14 protein-coding genes are annotated in these 17257 nt (G+C 46.1%); 5 read left to right on the forward strand and 9 right to left on the reverse strand.

Annotation, left to right across the window (positions count from 1 at the left end):
* Positions 1 to 63: 63 nt before the first annotated feature.
* The 9 genes from ONE56_RS13885 to ONE56_RS13925 form a co-directional block, all read right to left on the reverse strand.
* Positions 64 to 1173 (reverse strand): lipocalin-like domain-containing protein, encoded by a 1110-nt coding sequence (locus ONE56_RS13885; RefSeq protein WP_423840836.1) that lies wholly within the window; start codon positions 1171 to 1173, stop codon positions 64 to 66.
* Positions 1173 to 3662 carry an FtsX-like permease family protein gene (locus ONE56_RS13890; protein ID WP_423840837.1) on the reverse strand — a complete coding sequence of 830 codons (2490 nt, stop codon included), beginning with the start codon at positions 3660 to 3662 and terminating at the stop codon, positions 1173 to 1175. Before ONE56_RS13890 ends, ONE56_RS13885 begins: the two co-directional genes overlap by 1 nt.
* Positions 3659 to 4384 (reverse strand): ABC transporter ATP-binding protein, encoded by a 726-nt coding sequence (locus ONE56_RS13895; protein ID WP_331437921.1) that lies wholly within the window; start codon positions 4382 to 4384, stop codon positions 3659 to 3661. Before ONE56_RS13895 ends, ONE56_RS13890 begins: the two co-directional genes overlap by 4 nt.
* A 212-nt stretch (positions 4385 to 4596) precedes the next feature.
* Positions 4597 to 4842: a DUF3297 family protein gene (locus ONE56_RS13900; protein WP_041155123.1), complete on the reverse strand. Its 246-nt coding sequence runs from the start codon at positions 4840 to 4842 to the stop codon at positions 4597 to 4599.
* Positions 4843 to 4928: 86 nt separating this feature from the next.
* Positions 4929 to 5768, reverse strand: a complete 840-nt coding sequence (araC, locus tag ONE56_RS13905) for an arabinose operon transcriptional regulator AraC (RefSeq protein ID WP_041155122.1) — start codon at positions 5766 to 5768, stop codon at positions 4929 to 4931.
* Between the two features lie 64 nt (positions 5769 to 5832).
* Entirely contained in the window at positions 5833 to 6342 is a 510-nt protein-coding gene (locus tag ONE56_RS13910) for a hypothetical protein (protein WP_423840838.1), read from the reverse strand.
* A 49-nt stretch (positions 6343 to 6391) separates the two neighbouring features.
* Positions 6392 to 7882 (reverse strand): L-arabinose isomerase, encoded by a 1491-nt coding sequence (araA, locus tag ONE56_RS13915; RefSeq protein ID WP_041155120.1) that lies wholly within the window; start codon positions 7880 to 7882, stop codon positions 6392 to 6394.
* A 9-nt stretch (positions 7883 to 7891) separates the two neighbouring features.
* The gene (locus ONE56_RS13920; protein WP_041155119.1) at positions 7892 to 8632 is read right to left on the reverse strand and encodes an L-ribulose-5-phosphate 4-epimerase; all 741 of its coding nucleotides are present in this window, start codon (positions 8630 to 8632) and stop codon (positions 7892 to 7894) included.
* A complete protein-coding gene (locus ONE56_RS13925) occupies positions 8625 to 10325 on the reverse strand; it encodes a ribulokinase (protein WP_423840839.1) in 1701 nt (566 codons plus the stop codon). Before ONE56_RS13925 ends, ONE56_RS13920 begins: the two co-directional genes overlap by 8 nt.
* 370 nt (positions 10326 to 10695) lie before the next feature.
* Here ONE56_RS13925 and ONE56_RS13930 point away from each other — a divergent pair, with 370 nt between their 5' ends.
* The 5 genes from ONE56_RS13930 to ytfR all read left to right on the forward strand — a co-directional run bounded on the left by ONE56_RS13930 (position 10696) and on the right by ytfR (position 17254).
* The gene (locus tag ONE56_RS13930) at positions 10696 to 11694 is read left to right on the forward strand and encodes an arabinose ABC transporter substrate-binding protein (RefSeq protein ID WP_331437916.1); all 999 of its coding nucleotides are present in this window, start codon (positions 10696 to 10698) and stop codon (positions 11692 to 11694) included.
* A 59-nt stretch (positions 11695 to 11753) separates the two neighbouring features.
* Entirely contained in the window at positions 11754 to 13271 is a 1518-nt protein-coding gene (gene araG, locus ONE56_RS13935; RefSeq protein ID WP_423840840.1) for an L-arabinose ABC transporter ATP-binding protein AraG, read from the forward strand.
* A 17-nt stretch (positions 13272 to 13288) separates the two neighbouring features.
* Entirely contained in the window at positions 13289 to 14278 is a 990-nt protein-coding gene (gene araH / locus ONE56_RS13940) for an L-arabinose ABC transporter permease AraH (protein WP_041155116.1), read from the forward strand.
* 455 nt (positions 14279 to 14733) lie between these two features.
* A complete protein-coding gene (gene ytfQ, locus ONE56_RS13945; RefSeq protein WP_331437914.1) occupies positions 14734 to 15693 on the forward strand; it encodes a galactofuranose ABC transporter, galactofuranose-binding protein YtfQ in 960 nt (319 codons plus the stop codon).
* A gap of 52 nt (positions 15694 to 15745) precedes the next feature.
* Positions 15746 to 17254 (forward strand): galactofuranose ABC transporter, ATP-binding protein YtfR, encoded by a 1509-nt coding sequence (gene ytfR / locus ONE56_RS13950; RefSeq protein ID WP_423840841.1) that lies wholly within the window; start codon positions 15746 to 15748, stop codon positions 17252 to 17254.
* Positions 17255 to 17257 lie beyond the last annotated feature (3 nt).

The following is a 17257-nucleotide window of genomic DNA, read 5'->3' on the forward strand; positions in this document are numbered from 1 at the left end:
TTTTTATGCCACTCCGTTGGTGAACTCATCCCTAGTCTTTCAGTTTAATAGCATAATCTGTATTCAATAGCCCGTCAGTTCCATATAGCCAGTTCCTGAATGGGAGCCTTCAATCGCCACTGGCCCTTCCCAATAAGACACAGAGAGTGGCATTTTCGCTTTTGGATTGAGCGCGGTAATCGTCAGTTTAACGTATTGGCTTGGAATGGAAAGCTGCCACTTTGTCGGGTAATGGTGCCCTTGAATTTTGGTCTGCTTGATAACTTGCAAATGGATGTCGTCATGTTGAATCGCAGTACTTGTTCCGTTTTGATTCATCAATCGCGCATGGGAATAACTGGATTGTCCGGTTTTTGAATCGCGCAGCTGGAACACAACTAAGCTCGTATGCTCATTCAGTCTAAGGGCGAACCAATCCCAACCTTGCTGTGAATCGAGTAAGAATTGTGAACTCCACTCTCTGTCAAACCACCCTTTACCAGTCACCTGATGCGTTTTTCCATCAATAGTGACTTCTCCTTGAACATCAATAAACGGCTGACTGTAGTAATACGATGCGACCTGACCATCGGCACTCTTTATGCTGTAACCGTGCTCGCCTTGTTTTTGGTAAGGAGCATCGCTGGTTAGCGTCAGTGAGTAAGCGAACAGCTCGGACTGGGTTACTAAGGTTGCCGGGAAAAGGTCATCGCTGGATGATAACCATTGCCAGTCATCGAGATAAACACGAAATGGTGAGTCATCTACACCGGCTAACTGAGTGTGATCCCGAGACCACTTCTCATCGGCATAGTGTTGCTCGAGAGTTGTGACGGCACTGTGCGCCATATAAATTTGTTGGCTGTGCCATGTGGTTTGTTTTATTGATGGCTTATTTTTTTGAGGCGCCGCTGCAAAACGAAATTGTGTCCATTGCAAACCGAGCGGGCGGCCGTGTTCATCGTTTAGGTTTGCAGTTAAGTACCACCACTCATGACGAAAATCTCGATGGGCTTGATGGTCGGTAGGGAAGGTGATCGTAACGCCCCTCTCCACTGGCGTGAATAACTCACTTTCCGTTTGGCTTGCACTGTTCCCCAATAGCAACGTCATACTTTTTGGCTCCGGCTCTTCACAGCCAATAACAGACAACCAACCGAGAATTAGCGTGATGCTTTTCATAATGCGCTTCATCACAGTACCTCGCTCTGTAAACTGGACATCATAGGTTTGCTTACTAACCGCCAGAGAGGAATCAGGGTCGCTAATACTGCAACGATAACGGTGATGCAGGCGATACTCATCGCGTCACTCCAGCTCCAGAGGTAAGTTAAACTCCAGCCAAAAGCGCGCAAGGTGACAACGTCAGTCAGTATATATCCGACTAACGCACCAAGGGGTAAAGCGATAACCAGTGTGAAGCAGACTAAGGTGACGATTTGACCGACCACCATGACCATCAGTTTGCGACGATTGACGCCCAGCGCATACAATCTTGCGATAGCCGCTTTACGTGCATCGAGCAACATGAAGCAGGCGCTGAATAATCCTATTACGGCCACCATTAAGGTCACGCTGTTGAGTGCGCGAGTGATCGCAAACGTTCGCGAGAAGATATCTAACGCCGTGGACTTGATTTCCTCCTGATCGTACAGCTGGCTAGGATGCAGATTGAGCTGGCGTTGCAGTTGTTCGTAGATCACTTTTTTGTCTCCCAATACTTTGAGGCCAAGGCTGGTTGGGATATTGGTAAAGCCGCTTTGCTGCCAAAGTTTGGGCGCGATTAATACTTCCCCTTGAGGTGAGCCGTAATCGTGGAATATGGCGCCAATGAACAGAGTTTTGTCTTTCAGCGCGTCGAGCTTCAATGGGTCTCCCACGGATAAACTCAGTTTCACCGCGGTGGGTTCACTGATCGCAACCAACTCCCCTTTGTAAAAGCGCGGCCAGAAATTAGGAACGTGAGATTTAAACACCATGGTTTGTTCCAATGTGTCGTTATCTTTGGTGCCGAGCAAGATGGGTAAACCTTGTAAGTCATCTTCGACATAGTACTGCTTATAGACCTTTTCAACGTTGGTGAATTGCTCCAGAGCTCTAGCGACGTTAATGATTTCTCTTTGTGAAGGACTAACATAAATATCCGCATGCAGCCTTTGTTCTAGCCACTGTTTTAACGTGGATTCAAAACTGCCGACCAAGGTATTCATGCCTATGTTGGCAGTCACCGCGAGCAGTAACGCCATCATGGCCAGTGAAAGTGGAGCAATCAGTTCAATCAATTCGGCAAAAAGATATTGGAGTAGGCCGGGTTTACAACGTCGCTGACTCCAGTGGGCTAACACGCCGAGCGTTTTTGGCAGATACAAAGGAATGGCGACAACGAACAAACCCAGCCAGGCCATAGTGAAGCGATGGTGCTCACTCAACCACAAGCCAGACATCGCAAGTGCTGTGAGAAAAGCGCCAAAGGCAAGGAGTTGCCCGTCATTGGATGTCTCCGGTGTGTAATAAAAGCCGCTGTGCGAGGAAAGCGGTTGGTGAACTCGCTGTTTAAAATGCTGCCAACACGCGATGAGGGTCGCGACTAAAGTAAGCACTAATGCTTGCCCCCACCATAGCCACTGCCAAGTGCCGGGCAACAACGTCGCGCCATACAGTTGCTCTAGAGTCAGAGCAACGGCCGGATGTAACCAGTGGCTCAGCTGAATTCCGAGAATAAAGCCAAGGGATGCGCCAAATATCACCAGTATGGTTAATTCGACCAATAACGCAGAGAGCACGACCACGGGCTCTATACCCGCCTGTTGAATTTGCACCAGTAGGCGGTGACGTTTGAGTAAACTGTATCTTACGCCGTTGTAAGCGATAAACAGGCCAACCAAAAACGCTAATAAGCTCATTGCAGTGAGGTTGAGGTGGAAACTTGCCGTAAGCGAACCAAGATCTGCACTTTGATTGTTGGCTACCCATTGCCCTTGTTCTCCGACGAGATTCTGCCATTTCGATTGCGCATCACTGCCTGTGTTAAAGACTGCGATATAACTTAGTTGGCCTTGCTTGTTGAGTAGCCGCTGGGCGAAACCAATATCCATCAACATCCGGCTGCCGAGTTGCCATTCATCGGGCAGTACAACCACGTTGGTTTTGATGTCATCCAGAACCATGAATGTTACTTCACCTAAGCTTTGGTACTGGGATTCACTCATCATAACCAGCGGTTTGCCAGCCAAAAGCTGAGGCAGAGGCAGTGTGCTATCGAACAAAGAAACATCTTGCTGGCTATTGGCTTCACTGGAGTTACGAGATCTTAAAGCGATCGCTGCAATAAGGTCACTGCCCTGTACTGACCATCGGCGACCTTGTGCATCCCTGACTTTACCTTCAATCACTGGAAGTGAAGCGCTTAATCCGTTTTGCCTTAACGAAAAGTAGACTGATTCAGAAAAGTAACGCTGCCCGGCTGGTGGAATAATGAAATGTTGTGCTTGTGATCCAAGTGGTTCGGTCGCTTCAGCATAGCTGTTTTTAGCATTAAGATTTATGGCTTGTACTGCGACAAATAACGTGACCGCTAGTACGATGCCAACCATAATCGCCGTCGCTTGGAGTGGTGCATGCCGGTAATGGCATGCAAACAAATATAGCGTCAGTTGGGTGTGAGAGATCCTAGTTGGCTTCATAGCAATGCTTGTCGTTTTCTTGGTTGCGGGCAAGCGGGATCTGATGCGGATGACCATTGTTCAAGATGACCGTCGTTCAAACGCAACTGAGACTGCATAAAATCGGCGCATTCTTGGCTATGCGTGACCAATAATACCGCAGTGCCGCCCTGGATGGTGAGGTCACGAAGCAACGCCATTACCTCTAGACCGGCTTTTTGATCGAGGTTGCCTGTTGGTTCATCCGCTAGTAAGAGTTTTGGTTGTTGGGCTAAGGCTCGAGCGATCGCGACACGTTGTTGCTGACCACCAGAGAGGGAAGAAATATGTCTATTGAGTAGAGCTTGTATATCTAACTTTTCTACTAAGTAATCACACCAGCCGTCCCATTTCTTCTGGTTCAAATGCAGCGGGAAGGCAATGTTTTGTTTCACATTTAATGGCGTTAACAGATTGAATTGTTGGAAGATAATGCCCAGTTTATTGTGTCTAAAGCGGCTCCATTGAGGGTCTTTCCACACAACCGTGTTTTCTCCGTCTAACCATAATTCACCGTTGGTGAGTGGTTCAAAGCCTGCAATCACATTGAGCATCGTACTTTTACCACTGCCGCTTGCGCCTGTTAAAGCAACGCTTTCTCCATTCGCAAGGTTGAAGTTGATCTCTGTTAGCACGCGATGTGTCTCTTTGCCATCGACAAAGTTTTTGCTAGCACTTTTCAGTGTAACGAGTGGGGCGTCCATTTCCTCTTCCTGAATCCCGCGTCTTTAAGCTGTTTGGGTACATCTATAACAGTCTAGACAACAAAGTAATAAGAATAGTGATTTATCGTTATTGGTCTTTTTACGAAGAAGGGAAGATGTTGGATTAGTTGAGGGCGTAGATGGCGGGGGAATAAAAAAGCCCGAGCGAAGCTCGAGCTTTAGCATTTCGTCGTTGTCGCTTGTTGACGAGCTTACACGTAGTAGGCTTCAACCGCGCCTTTAAGTTGAATCAGCATTGGGTTACCGAAGCGATCTTTTGCTTTTGGAGAGGCAATTTTTACCCAACCTTCGCTGATGCAGTATTCTTCTACGTCAGTACGCTCTTTACCATTGAAACGGATGCCAATTTGGTGCTCAAAACATTCTTTGATAAAGAATGGGCTACGAGGGTTACCCGCTAAGCGGTCTGGTAGAGCTGGTTTAGTCGTATCGTTCATTTTATGACTCTGGGTTTCGTAAAAAGTGCTTTATTGTAGTCAGGGTGTGTTTGGTGTTCAAGGTAAGGTTTATGCTCATGCACTGATTAACTGATTTGTTCGCGGTACAGTTTTGGACTTGCGCCAGCTTTTCGCTTGAAAACACGAGAAAAATAAAGTGGATCAGTATAGCCAACAATTCTAGCGATGTGGTTTACCGAGTAGTTGGTGGTCACCAGTAGTTGTTTGGCTCGACTGATGCGCTGGTCATCACGCCACTGGGTTATGGTCATACCGACTTCGTCACGAAAGAGGTGACCTAAACGCGAAGCCGATAAGCAAATACAGTCTGCAATGTCTTCCAATGTAAAGTTCTGGTTTAAATTTTGCGTCATATAATTCATCGCTTCAATCACACGTGGGTCAAGCGGCTTACTGACGACATCGGGTTGAATACTTTTACAGCGAATGAGCAATTGCTCGAGTAGGTTGATGGCGAGATCATCGCGATAGGGCATATCGGATTTAGAAATATACTCAATATCGGTGAACAAACGCTCAATTTGGGATACCGTACCGTTATCCAGTTCTTTGGTGACATACACACCATTTCGGTTATCGTGCCAGCACAGCCAGTCATTCCAAAATGCACGTGGGCGAAAATAGACCCAACGGTGAAACCATGACGAGTTATCTTTTTTACGATGATAGTAGTGAGTCGCACTGGGTGGAAAAAGCAGTAAGTCGCCTGCTTTGACATCAAAAGCATCATCACCATGGAAAATCGTCCCTTCTCCCTGGCAAGTGATATTAATGATAAACCCTTTCATGCCACCAGGACGATCAATAACAAAATCCAGCTCGTCGCCTTCAATGATTGGAGTAAGGCCAGCAACTAGATGAGCGTCGAAGTTGTACCCAGGTTTTAATGGATCGTTGTTTTGCATGCAGTATCAATTTAGGCTTTTAACTTATTGTATTGTGGAATCATAAGCTTTGCTCTGCCGCTTCTCACAGTTCTTTTAAAACTATCCACTGCTTAGCCGAGAAAGCCTCTCTGAAAAAGTCGGTTTTTTCTGTTTGAGGAAAAAAGTCGCTCGGAAGCCCATCTCGCTTATGCTGCCAATTGGGCGTTGAATTTCGTGACTCTATTTCGTTTTGTTGCGGTAAGTGTTGAATCGCGTGTCGAATGTCTAAACGAGTTGGTACCGTGTTGCGTGCTAAGTACTCAATCACGAGGGCATCATCAGCGAAGTAGTAATTCATATTTATGGACAAAGTGTCGGTGTGGTGAACTTGACACCATTGCTCTAACTTGTCGGGTTTGTGACGAAATTGCCAATTTGCCTCACTGACAGAAATATGCTCTCCGTTGTTTACCACTTCCATCGTGCCGACATAGTATGTTTTTCCGTCATATTGAAGTTCAAAATTCGCAGGTTGTGCGGTAGACAGCTTCAATACCCAGCGTGATTGGTTTATCTCAAAGGTTGGGGGAATTACGACATCTGTATCATTCACAAGTGGACTCCAAAGTGCCCCCCTCAGGGAGCACGTTTGTTGGGTGGCATTAACGACGGTAGTATACCCCGTTGTTACGAAGATCTTGTTTGAATTGACGTAGGTTAGTGTCGTTATCAATAACCACCATCTCAATCCCAAGGATTTCTGCGTAGTCAGCAAGCATTGGTAGTGTTACTGCTTGGCTGTATACTGAGTGGTGAGCAGCACCAGCATGAATCCAAGCTGCGGCTGCAACATTTAAATTAGGCTGCGGCTCCCAAAGCGCATGCGCCACCGGTAAGTGAGGCAGTGATTGCGGAGGAGTGACGGTATCCAATAAGTTCACTACCATTCTGAAGCGATCGCCAAGGTCTATGATCGACACATTGAGCGCTTCGCCAGATGCACCGCTAAAAATTAAACGCGGAATATCGCAGCGACAACCAATGGTGTGACGATGGATTTCTAGTTTTGGTTTGGCTGCCGCAATGGATGGACAAACTTCCAGCATATGAGCACCGAGCACCTGACCTTTACCGCCAAAGTTGTAAGTGTAGTCTTCCATGAACGACGTGCCGCCTTGCTTACCTTGACCCATGATCTTCATAATGTGCGTCATTGCTGCGGTTTTCCAGTCACCTTCGCCACCGTAACCAAAGCCTTTGCTCATCAAGCGCTGTGTTGCTAGGCCTGGAAGATTTGTGATTCCGGTTAGGTTTTCAAATGTGTTTGTGAAAGCACTCGCTCCGACTGACGTCAAGAATGACTCCATACCGAGCTCTAGACGTGCTTCTTGCACCATCAGTTTCTTGAGATCAGCATCACTGAATAGCTCTGGTGACATCTCGTACGTTGAAGCGTATTCATCCAACAGACTGTTTACATCTGCATCTGATACCGAGTTAACCACGTCGCTCAACTCACCAAGGCCATAGGCATTCACTTCGTAACCAAACTGAATCTGCGCAGAAACTTTGTTGCCTTCTGTGACCGCTACTTGGCGCATGTTGTCACCGAAGCGAGCGACCTTAAGTTGTTGACCAGCATTGACACCAATCGCCGCACGACACCAGTCATCAACGTCTTTATGTACTTGCTTGTCTTGCCAGTGCCCAACCACGACTTTCCGTTCAATATTAAGGCGAGTGCCGATGAAACCAAACTCACGACAACCGTGCGCACTTTGGTTTAGGTTCATGAAATCCATGTCGATTTCATCCCACGGTAGCGCGGCGTTGAACTGAGTGTGAAGATGTAGGAATGGCTTGTTGAGCTGGGTCAGACCTGCAATCCACATTTTGGCTGGCGAGAATGTATGCATCCACAGCATCAAACCAACACAGTCAGGATCGTTGTTCGCAGCACGGCAAACCGCAAGAATTTCGTCTGGTGTTTTTACGGTTCCTTTATTTGCGATAGATACCGAGATACTTTCGGTAGCGTTTAAGCCAGCGACAATCTCTTCACTGTTGTTGGCAACACTTTCTAGTACTTTTGGACCGTAAAGGTGCTGAGAGCCTGTTACAAACCATACCTGCTTTTCATTGAAAGTTTTCATCTTGTATCCTTATTTTTTGGTTTGACCGTAGTAGGCGTTTGCGCCGTGCTTACGTAAATAGTGTTTATCGAGAAGCGCTGAGTTAATTGCGCTGACGCTTGCGTTGATTTGCAGAGTTTGCAGTGCCATGCCAGCAACAACTTCAACCACAACCGCGTTGTGAACGGCTTGATGAGGATCTTTTCCCCAAGTGAACGGCGCGTGCTCTTTAACTAGAATCCCGGGTGAAGCCATCACATCAGAATCACCAATGGTTTCGACAATGACTTTGCCAGTATTGAGCTCGTAGTCCGTCGCAATCTCTTCATCACTTAATGCGCGCGCACACTCGATGGGGCCGTAGAAATAATCAGCATGGGTTGTACCTAGGGCTGGAATGGCTTTTCCGGCCTGAGCCCATGCCGTTGCTTGTGGTGAATGGGTATGGACGATGCCACCGATTTCTGGGAACTGACGATAAAGCTCCAAGTGAGTAGCGGTATCAGACGACGGATTAAGATCGCCTTCGACAATTTGACCTTGCAAGTCAACCACCACCATATTTTCTGCACAGAGATCGCTATATTCCACACCGCTTGGTTTGATGACGATTAAACCAGACTCACGATCAATGCCGGAGACATTCCCCCACGTAAAGGTCACGAGATTGTGGCGTTCGAGGTCCAGATTGGCTTGCCATACCTGATGGCGCAGTGCTTTGAGCCTGTCAGATAGCGCCGACACTTCATTCAAAATGCTTTGTTCAGACATCTTTTCGCTCCTGCTCTTGATGGAATTCCGCAATTTGTTCCATATGTTGACCTAATTGACGATACGTCGCGTAACGGTCTGCACGTAACGCTTGGACGCTTGGATCTGGCTGGTAAGTCTGACGAACAGGGCTTGCCATCACGGCTTGTGCCGCGTTGGTATCTTGGTACACACCGGCTGCAACGGCGGCAAAGATAGCTGCTCCTAAAGCACAGCATTGATCCGATTCGACTACGATGATCTCGCGACCAATCACATCAGCACACATTTGCATCACGTAAGGTGACTTTTGGGCGATACCGCCAATAGCAATGACGCGCTCTACGTTAACATCTTGATCGATGAAACAATCAACGATCGCTTTAGCGCCGTGTGCAGTGGACTCGACTAAGGCTGAGAAAATCGCGGGTGAAGCACTGCCGAGATTTAAGTCGCAAATTGCACCTTTTAAGCGCTGATTGGCGTAAGGCGTTCTTCGTCCATTGAGCCAGTCCATGGCCACTGGTGTGTATTGATCAATCCGTTGCTGTGCCGCAGCATCTGACAACATTGGCAGTAGCTCAGAAGCAATGTCATCTGCTGTTTTAGCGAAGTCTGGATTTTTCTCTGCATACGCTTGCAGCGGCCATATTAGGACGTTTTTGAACCACGCGTACATGTCACCAAACGCGGATTGACCGGCTTCTAAGGCGAGCAGGTTTGGCATTGCACTGCCTTCTACTTGGCCGCAGATGCCGTGAATTGTGCGGTCGCCGACTTGGTCAGCTTCAACCATCAGAATGTCACAGGTTGATGTGCCGATAACTTTTACTAAGTCATTGGCACCAGCACCAGCGCCGACCGCCCCCATATGGCAGTCAAATTCACCAATCGCAATGGCGATACCTTCTGGCAATCCTAATTTCTCTGCCCAGTCTTTAGACAGGTGCCCAGCAGCTTGATCGGAAGTAAATACTTCGGTAAACATGCGTTCACGCATGCCATCCAAAGTTGGTGAAATTGCACTTAAAAACGCTTGGTCTGGCAAACCACCCCAGCTGTCATGCCACATTGCTTTATGCCCTGCAGCACAAATGCCGCGTCGCAATTTTGCTGGATGTTGAGTCTCCGCTAGAGTTGCTGGGATCCAGTCACAAAGCTCAACCCAGCTGTAAGCGTGTTTTGCAACCTGTTCATCTTGTTCACTGACCCAGGCAGCTTTTGCCCAAAACCATTCCGAGGAATACACCCCACCAATGTAACGCGTGTAATCGGTAAATTGGCCTGAATGTGCCAGCTCGTTAATCAGATCCGCTTTGGTCACAGATGTGTGGTCTTTCCACAGTACAAACATCGCATTTGGGTTGTTTTCGAACTCAGGTAATAGCGCCAAAACTGTACCGTTTTCATCTACCGGAGCTGGGGTTGAGCCAGTCGTGTCCACGCCAATACCAACAACTGAAGCCGAAATTGATGCTGGAACAGTGGTTAACACTTCTTGAATTGCGCTCGTCATTGCATCTAAATAATCTTGCGGGTGATGTCGGAACTGTGATTGAGCTGGCTGGCAGTAGAGACCCTTCATCCATCTGGGGTAGTAAACAACAGAAGAAGAAACTTCTTGGCCTGTTTCTGCATTTACAATAAGAGCACGTACGGAATCCGACCCGAAGTCCAAACCAATTACATGCTGCTGCGTATTCAATGTATCCATGACAACTCCAACGTTTGGTCAGCAAATTAAATCTACTTGATGTTATAGACTCAGCTTGCCATTTATCCCATAAATAACGTTGCTATATTTATGGACAAAAACGTCGAGGGTGGTTTTTTGTGTCACTTGTAACTTAGTATTTCAATTGGTTAATCATTAAACAAAAATGGTCTCATTTAACGTTTTGATAACTAAAATTAGGTTAATTTCTCGAAATGGAGAATAATTGCGAGCTGAGTCATATCCTCTTTAGCTAAATGGATGGACAAAATTGCTACATTTTTTTGCTGTGATTCTCGTCACTAATAATCTTGTCAGAATGCTCAAATATGTATAGCGAACACTTACCTCTACCAGTGGATGGATAACAATGAAACTAAAAAAACTACTCACAATTGCTGCTCTATCTGGCATGACTATGCTCAGCGCGTCTGCTAACGCATTTTTCGGTTCAGATGATGGAATGAGACTTGGCTACCTAGTTAAACAACCTGAGGAACCTTGGTTCCAAACCGAATGGTCGTTTGCAGAAAAAGCCGGTAAGGATCTCGGCTTTGAAGTGGTTAAGATGGCGGTGCCTGATGGCGAAAAAACCCTTAATGCGATTGATACTCTTGCGGCTCAAGGTGCAAAGGGCTTCGTTATCTGTACGCCAGATCCGAAGTTGGGTCCTGCGATTATGGCCAAAGCAAAAAGCTATGACCTGAAAGTGGTTACCGTGGATGACCAATTCCTAAATGCTAAAGGTGAGCCGATGACAAATGTTCCGCTTGTCATGATGGCGGCGACCGCAATCGGTGAGCGTCAAGGTAACGAATTGTACAAAGAAATGCAGAAACGTAACTGGGATGCTTCTACAACAGGTGTCATGGCAATTACAGCCGATGAGCTTGATACAGCACGTCGCCGTGTAGACGGTTCTATTTCTGCTCTAAAAGCTGCTGGCTTCCCTGAAGGGCAAATCTATCGTGTACCAACCAAAACCAATGATATTCCTGGTGCATTAGATGCAGCAAACTCACTGCTGGTTCAATACCCAGATGTCAAGCAATGGCTTGTGGTTGGCATGAACGATAACACCGTGCTTGGTGGTATTCGTGCGACAGAAGGTCAAGGTTTTGGTGCTGACAACGTAATCGGTATCGGTATTAATGGTGTGGATGCGGTGAACGAGCTAGCGAAATCTCAGCCAACTGGTTTCTACGGTTCATTACTCCCTAGCCCAGATGTACATGGCTACAAGAGTATCGAATCGCTTTACAAGTGGGTGAAAGATGACGTTGAACCAGAGAAATTTGTTGAAGTGACGGACGTGGTTCTTATTACACGTAAAAACTTCAAAGACGAACTGGCGAAAAAAGGGCTGTAAGTTCACCTTGGGTGACGGCTACGTTGGCCGTCACCAATTGATTTAACGGAGAGAATGTCATGGCGAAGTCCCCCTCTTACCTAGAATTTCGAAATATCTCGAAGCACTTTCCAGGTGTTAAAGCTTTGAACAACGTTAGTTTTCGCGCAGATGCGGGCAGTGTTCACGCTTTAATGGGTGAAAACGGTGCGGGTAAATCGACTCTGCTCAAAACGTTAAGTGGCTTTCACCAGCCTACCGAAGGTCACATCGCTATTGATGGTAAAGAAGTGGCTCTAAACTCCACCAATGATGCACTTGATTATGGCATCGCGATTATTTATCAAGAGCTGAACCTTGTGCCAGAACTGACGGTTGCTGAAAATATTTACCTTGGTCAACTACCGACCAAAGGTGGTCGTGTTGATACCGAAACCCTCAACAATAATGCCCGAGTTCAGCTAGAGCGTTTAGGTGAAACCTTTGATCCGTCTTGCCAGTTAAAAGAGCTGTCAATCGGTCAATGGCAAATGGTTGAAATTGCAAAAGCACTTAGCCGTAACGCGCAAATTATCGCTTTTGATGAGCCCACCAGTAGCCTATCCCAGCGTGAAATTCAGAATCTATTCAAGGTCATTCGTGAATTGCGAGACTCTGGAAAGATCATTATGTATGTATCACACCGTATGGAAGAAATATTTGACTTGTGTGATGCCATTACCATTTTTAAGGATGGTCAACATGTTCAGTCGTTCCACGATATGTCGGAACTGACTCATGACCGCTTAGTTGAACTCATGGTTGGTCGTGAAATTAATGATATTTACAACTATCGCTCTCGTAATCTAGGCAAAAGTGGCCTGCGCTTGGACAATTTCGAAGGGCCGGGGCTCACTGCACCAGTCTCTTTGGATATCAAGCAAGGTGAGATACTGGGTCTATTTGGCCTCGTAGGCGCTGGCCGAACAGAGTTAACTCGCTTGATTTTTGGTGCGGACAGAAAAACGGGTGGTGACCTTTACTTGCATGATGTCAAGATTGGCATCAAAACCCCCCAAGATGCGATTCGTGCCGGCATTACACTCTGTTCCGAAGACCGGAAAGCTGACGGTATTGTTCCTATTATGTCGGTACAAGAAAACACCAATATCAGCGCTCGTCCTTGGAATTTAAAACTCAAGAGTTTGATCAATTTTGAGTGGGAAAATGCAAACGCCACTAAACAGAAAAAGGCGTTAAATGTAAAAGCGTCTTCATTAGATCAACCCATTGGCAAGTTATCCGGCGGTAACCAGCAAAAAGTGATTCTTGGACGTTGGTTATCAACGGCAATGAGTGTCATTTTATTGGATGAGCCGACGCGCGGTATCGACGTGGGTGCCAAATCTGAGATTTACGAACTGATTTTTAAGCTGGCAGAAAACGGAGTCACGGTACTCGTCGTTTCCAGCGATTTACCGGAAGTGTTGGGTATCTCTGACCGTGTTCTTGTCATGAAAGAAGGAGAGGTCACTGGTGAACTACAACGCGACGAATTTAATGAACAAACTGCGCTTCGCCTAGCAATGTTAGATAAAGAAGACTCAGCAGCCGCTTAAAACGAAGGAATATCATTATGTCTGTTACAACCTCTACAAAAGTACTAGAAGAAAAGGGCGCTAAGCGTTCGTGGAATTTTGCTGGGATTTGGGACCGATTCGGTATGCTGATGGTGTTCGCGGGTCTGTTTTTATTGTGTGCGTTCTTCGTACCTTACTTTGCTACTTTCATTAACATGAAAGGTCTTGGCTTGGCTATTTCGATGAGCGGGATGGTGGCATGTGCCATGCTATTCTGTTTGGCATGTGGCGACCTTGACTTATCTGTCGCTTCCATCATCGCTTGCTCTGGTGTCGTCACCGCCGTTGCAATCAATGCCACTGGCAGTGTTGTGCTCGGTGTCGGTGCTGGCCTGCTATCTGGTGTTGCTTTTGGTTTGCTTAATGGTTTTGTGATCGCCAAACTGCAAATTAACGCATTAATAACCACTCTGGCGACAATGCAAATTGCGCGTGGCCTTGGCTACATTATCTCCGACGGTAAAGCGGTTGGTATCACAGAAGAAAGCTTTTTCGCTTTAGGTAATTCTTCTTTGCTTGGCATCCCGACACCAATCTGGCTAACGATTATCACTTTTGCGGTGTTTGCTTTTTTGCTGAATCGTACGGTTTATGGCCGCAATACGCTGGCGATCGGCGGTAACGAAGAGGCAGCGCGCTTAGCGGGTGTGAATGTTGTTAAAACTAAGATGATCATTTTCACGGTGTCTGGCTTCATCTCTGCTCTTGCTGGTGTAATCTTAGCTGCGCGTATGACCAGTGGACAGCCAATGACATCGGTCGGTTTTGAGCTGGTGGTTATCTCTGCTTGTGTATTGGGTGGTGTGTCGCTAAAAGGCGGTATCGGTAAAGTCTCTTACGTTATTGCGGGTGTGCTTATTCTGGGAACGGTAGAGAATGCGATGAACTTACTGAATATGTCGCCATTTGCTCAGTATGTTGTACGTGGTGCAATCTTACTAGCCGCGGTAATATTTGACCGTTACAAACAGGGTTCAAAAGCATAATTTTAAATATCGGGAAAATACCTAAATTTATTATTTGGTTCGCTATTTAGTTTCAAAGGCTCCTTTACTTAAGGAGCCTTTTTTTATTATAGAAACAGAGCTAAATAGACATTGCGCTCACAGCTCGAAATCTTAGTTCAAGACCATTTTATAGCAGAAGTTATTTCTTCTTAACCAAGCAAATAGATATTGGAAATAGTGTTTATTTTCGTGTATTCGTTCGAACTAGACCTTGGTTTGATTGAAAATGAATCTATTGGTGAGTGTTTTTAAAATAAATCATTAATTTAATTGCTATTAAAATGGATTTTTTTGCTATCGAAAACTCAATGTGACCAAGATCTAATCTGATCATATAAATGTGTCCTAACCTCTGAATGTATAAGAAATATACATTCATGCAGTACCTTTCCAATAATTAAATGTGAATTATAAATAACAGGTAGAGAACGATTATGCTAAAAAAACTGACCCTAGCAACGGCAATCGGTAGCCTTTGTATGTCTGCTTCCGTATTTGCTAGCTCCCTGACAGTAGGCTTCTCACAAATTGGTTCAGAATCTGGATGGCGAGCAGCAGAAACCGCCGTCTCAAAAACTGAAGCGGAGAAGCGCGGTATTAACTTAAAAATTTCTGACGCTCAGCAGAAACAAGAGAACCAAATCAAAGCGGTTCGCTCCTTCATTGCACAGGGCGTGGATGCCATTTTTATCGCCCCTGTGGTTCAAACTGGTTGGGGACCGGTACTGGAAGAAGCAAAAGATTATGATATACCAGTGTTTTTGCTCGACCGGGGTATTACCGTCGATGACGATTCTCTTTATATGACCGCAGTGACAGCGGATAATGTACTTGAAGGCAAAGTCGCAGGTGAATGGTTACTTAATACCGTCAAAGACAAGCCTTGTAACGTGGTTGAATTGCAGGGTACGGTAGGCGCGAGTGTCGCTATCGATCGTAAAGAAGGCTTTAACGAAGCGATCAGCCATGCTGACAATGTCAAGATTGTACGTACGCAGTCAGGCGAATTTACCCGGAGTAAGGGTAAAGAAGTCATGGAAAGCTTCATTAAAGCAGAAGATGGCGGAAAGAGTATTTGTGCCGTATTTTCGCATAACGACGATATGGCGATAGGTGCAATACAAGCGATTAAAGAAGCCGGTTTAAAACCGGGTGAAGATATTTTAGTTGTCTCTATTGATGCGGTTCCGGATATATTTAAAGCAATGATTGACGGAGAAGCAAATGCAACTGTTGAGCTTACGCCAAATATGGCAGGTCCTGCATTTGACGCGCTTATTTCATTCAAAAATGATGGCGTGACCCCACCGAAAAAAATAGTGACAGAGTCCAAGCTTTATTTACCTAAAGATGCGCAGTCGCAACTTGAAATGAAAAAAGATTTGGGTTACTAAAAATTAGCTAAAAACCTCTCACTGACTATTAGTGGGAGGTTTTGGAGTTTGTATGTCTTCTGCTCAACCTAACGATGACTACGTCTTACGTGCCGAAGGAATTAGTAAACACTTTCCTGGCGTAAAAGCACTGCAAAATGTCGATTTCTCGCTAAAAAGAGGGGAGATTATGGCATTACTTGGAGAAAATGGTGCAGGTAAGTCGACTTTAGTCAAAACGCTCACCGGAGTTTATCATCGCGATGCGGGTGATATTTTCCTAGAGGGGCAATCTATTTCTCCACAAAATACCGCACATGCACAGCAATTAGGTATCGGTACGGTATATCAAGAAGTCAACCTGTTGCCTAATATGTCCGTCATGGACAATTTATTCATCGGTAACGAGCCGAAAAAATGGGGATTTGTTGACCGAAAAGCAATGACGCAACAAGCCACCCAGATCATGTCCAGTTATGGTCTTCACTTAGATGTGACTCAACCCTTAAATAGCTTTTCGGTTGCTATTCAGCAAGTTATTTCCATTGCTAGGGCGGTGTCCCTGTCAGCCAAAATCCTTATTCTTGATGAGCCCACCGCGAGTTTGGATAGTAATGAAGTCGAGATGCTGTTTGGCATCATGCGTGATTTGCGTGAGAAGGGCATTAGTCTGGTATTCATTACGCATTTCCTCGACCAAGTGTATGCAGTGAGTGATCGGATCACGGTTTTACGCAATGGCGAGTTAGTGGGGACTCGTGAAACCAGTGAGCTTCCTCAGATCGAGCTGGTTAAGATGATGCTAGGACGTGAACTCGAAGACAACGCACTTAAGCGGGCGGGTAAAACTCAACTAAGTGTTGAGCCCACGGTTGAGTTTTCTCAATATGGAAAAAAAGGCACGATCGAGCCGTTTGACCTCAAAGTTCATGCAGGTGAAATCGTCGGTCTTGCGGGGCTGCTAGGCTCAGGCCGGACCGAAACGGCAAAAGTGATTTTTGGGATTGATCCCAGTGACAGTGGTAGCTGTAAACTGAAAAGTCGGCCAATCAAAATCACGTCTGCTCGCCAAGCGTCACAACATGGCTTTGGATTTTGTCCTGAAGACCGCAAAACGGATGGCATTGTGGGCGCGGCTTCGGTTAGAGAAAATATCATTTTGGCCTTGCAAGCTCAGCGGGGTTGGTTCCGCCCAATACCTCGATCAGAGCAAGAAGAGATGTCTGAGCGTTTTATCAAGCAACTGGGTATAAAAACCCCGGATATTGAGCAGCCGATAGAGTTTCTTTCTGGAGGTAATCAGCAAAAAGTTCTGCTTGCTCGCTGGTTGTTGACCAAGCCACGTTTTTTAATTTTGGATGAGCCTACTCGGGGCATCGATGTTGGGGCGCATGCGGAAATAATACGTTTAATTGAATCTCTATGTGCGAATGGTCTTGCGTTGTTGGTGATTTCATCTGAGCTGGAAGAGCTGGTGGGCTATGCCGATCGAGTCGTTGTACTCCGAGACCGAAAACAAGTCGCGGAAATCCAGACCGAGGATCTTTCCGTTCCTGCGATCATGCAAGCAATAGCGATGTGAGGC

It is taken from the genome of Vibrio mytili, from assembly GCF_049563345.1.
In the GTDB taxonomy this organism is placed as follows: Bacteria; Pseudomonadota; Gammaproteobacteria; order Enterobacterales; family Vibrionaceae; genus Vibrio; species Vibrio mytili.

Excerpts from the sequence above, each read along its gene's own strand:
- ONE56_RS13885 (WP_423840836.1), bottom strand. The coding sequence starts at position 1,173 with ATGAAGCGCATTATGAAAAGCATCACGCTAATTCTCGGTTGGTTGTCT.
- ONE56_RS13895 (WP_331437921.1), bottom strand. The coding sequence starts at position 4,384 with ATGGACGCCCCACTCGTTACACTGAAAAGTGCTAGCAAAAACTTTGTC.
- ONE56_RS13930 (WP_331437916.1), top strand. The coding sequence starts at position 10,696 with ATGAAACTAAAAAAACTACTCACAATTGCTGCTCTATCTGGCATGACT.
- ONE56_RS13890 (WP_423840837.1), bottom strand. The coding sequence starts at position 3,662 with ATGAAGCCAACTAGGATCTCTCACACCCAACTGACGCTATATTTGTTT.
- ytfR (WP_423840841.1), top strand. The coding sequence starts at position 15,746 with ATGTCTTCTGCTCAACCTAACGATGACTACGTCTTACGTGCCGAAGGA.
- ytfQ (WP_331437914.1), top strand. The coding sequence starts at position 14,734 with ATGCTAAAAAAACTGACCCTAGCAACGGCAATCGGTAGCCTTTGTATG.
- ONE56_RS13900 (WP_041155123.1), bottom strand. The coding sequence starts at position 4,842 with ATGAACGATACGACTAAACCAGCTCTACCAGACCGCTTAGCGGGTAAC.
- ONE56_RS13925 (WP_423840839.1), bottom strand. The coding sequence starts at position 10,325 with ATGGATACATTGAATACGCAGCAGCATGTAATTGGTTTGGACTTCGGG.
- ONE56_RS13920 (WP_041155119.1), bottom strand. The coding sequence starts at position 8,632 with ATGTCTGAACAAAGCATTTTGAATGAAGTGTCGGCGCTATCTGACAGG.
- araA (WP_041155120.1), bottom strand. The coding sequence starts at position 7,882 with ATGAAAACTTTCAATGAAAAGCAGGTATGGTTTGTAACAGGCTCTCAG.
- araH (WP_041155116.1), top strand. The coding sequence starts at position 13,289 with ATGTCTGTTACAACCTCTACAAAAGTACTAGAAGAAAAGGGCGCTAAG.
- araC (WP_041155122.1), bottom strand. The coding sequence starts at position 5,768 with ATGCAAAACAACGATCCATTAAAACCTGGGTACAACTTCGACGCTCAT.
- araG (WP_423840840.1), top strand. The coding sequence starts at position 11,754 with ATGGCGAAGTCCCCCTCTTACCTAGAATTTCGAAATATCTCGAAGCAC.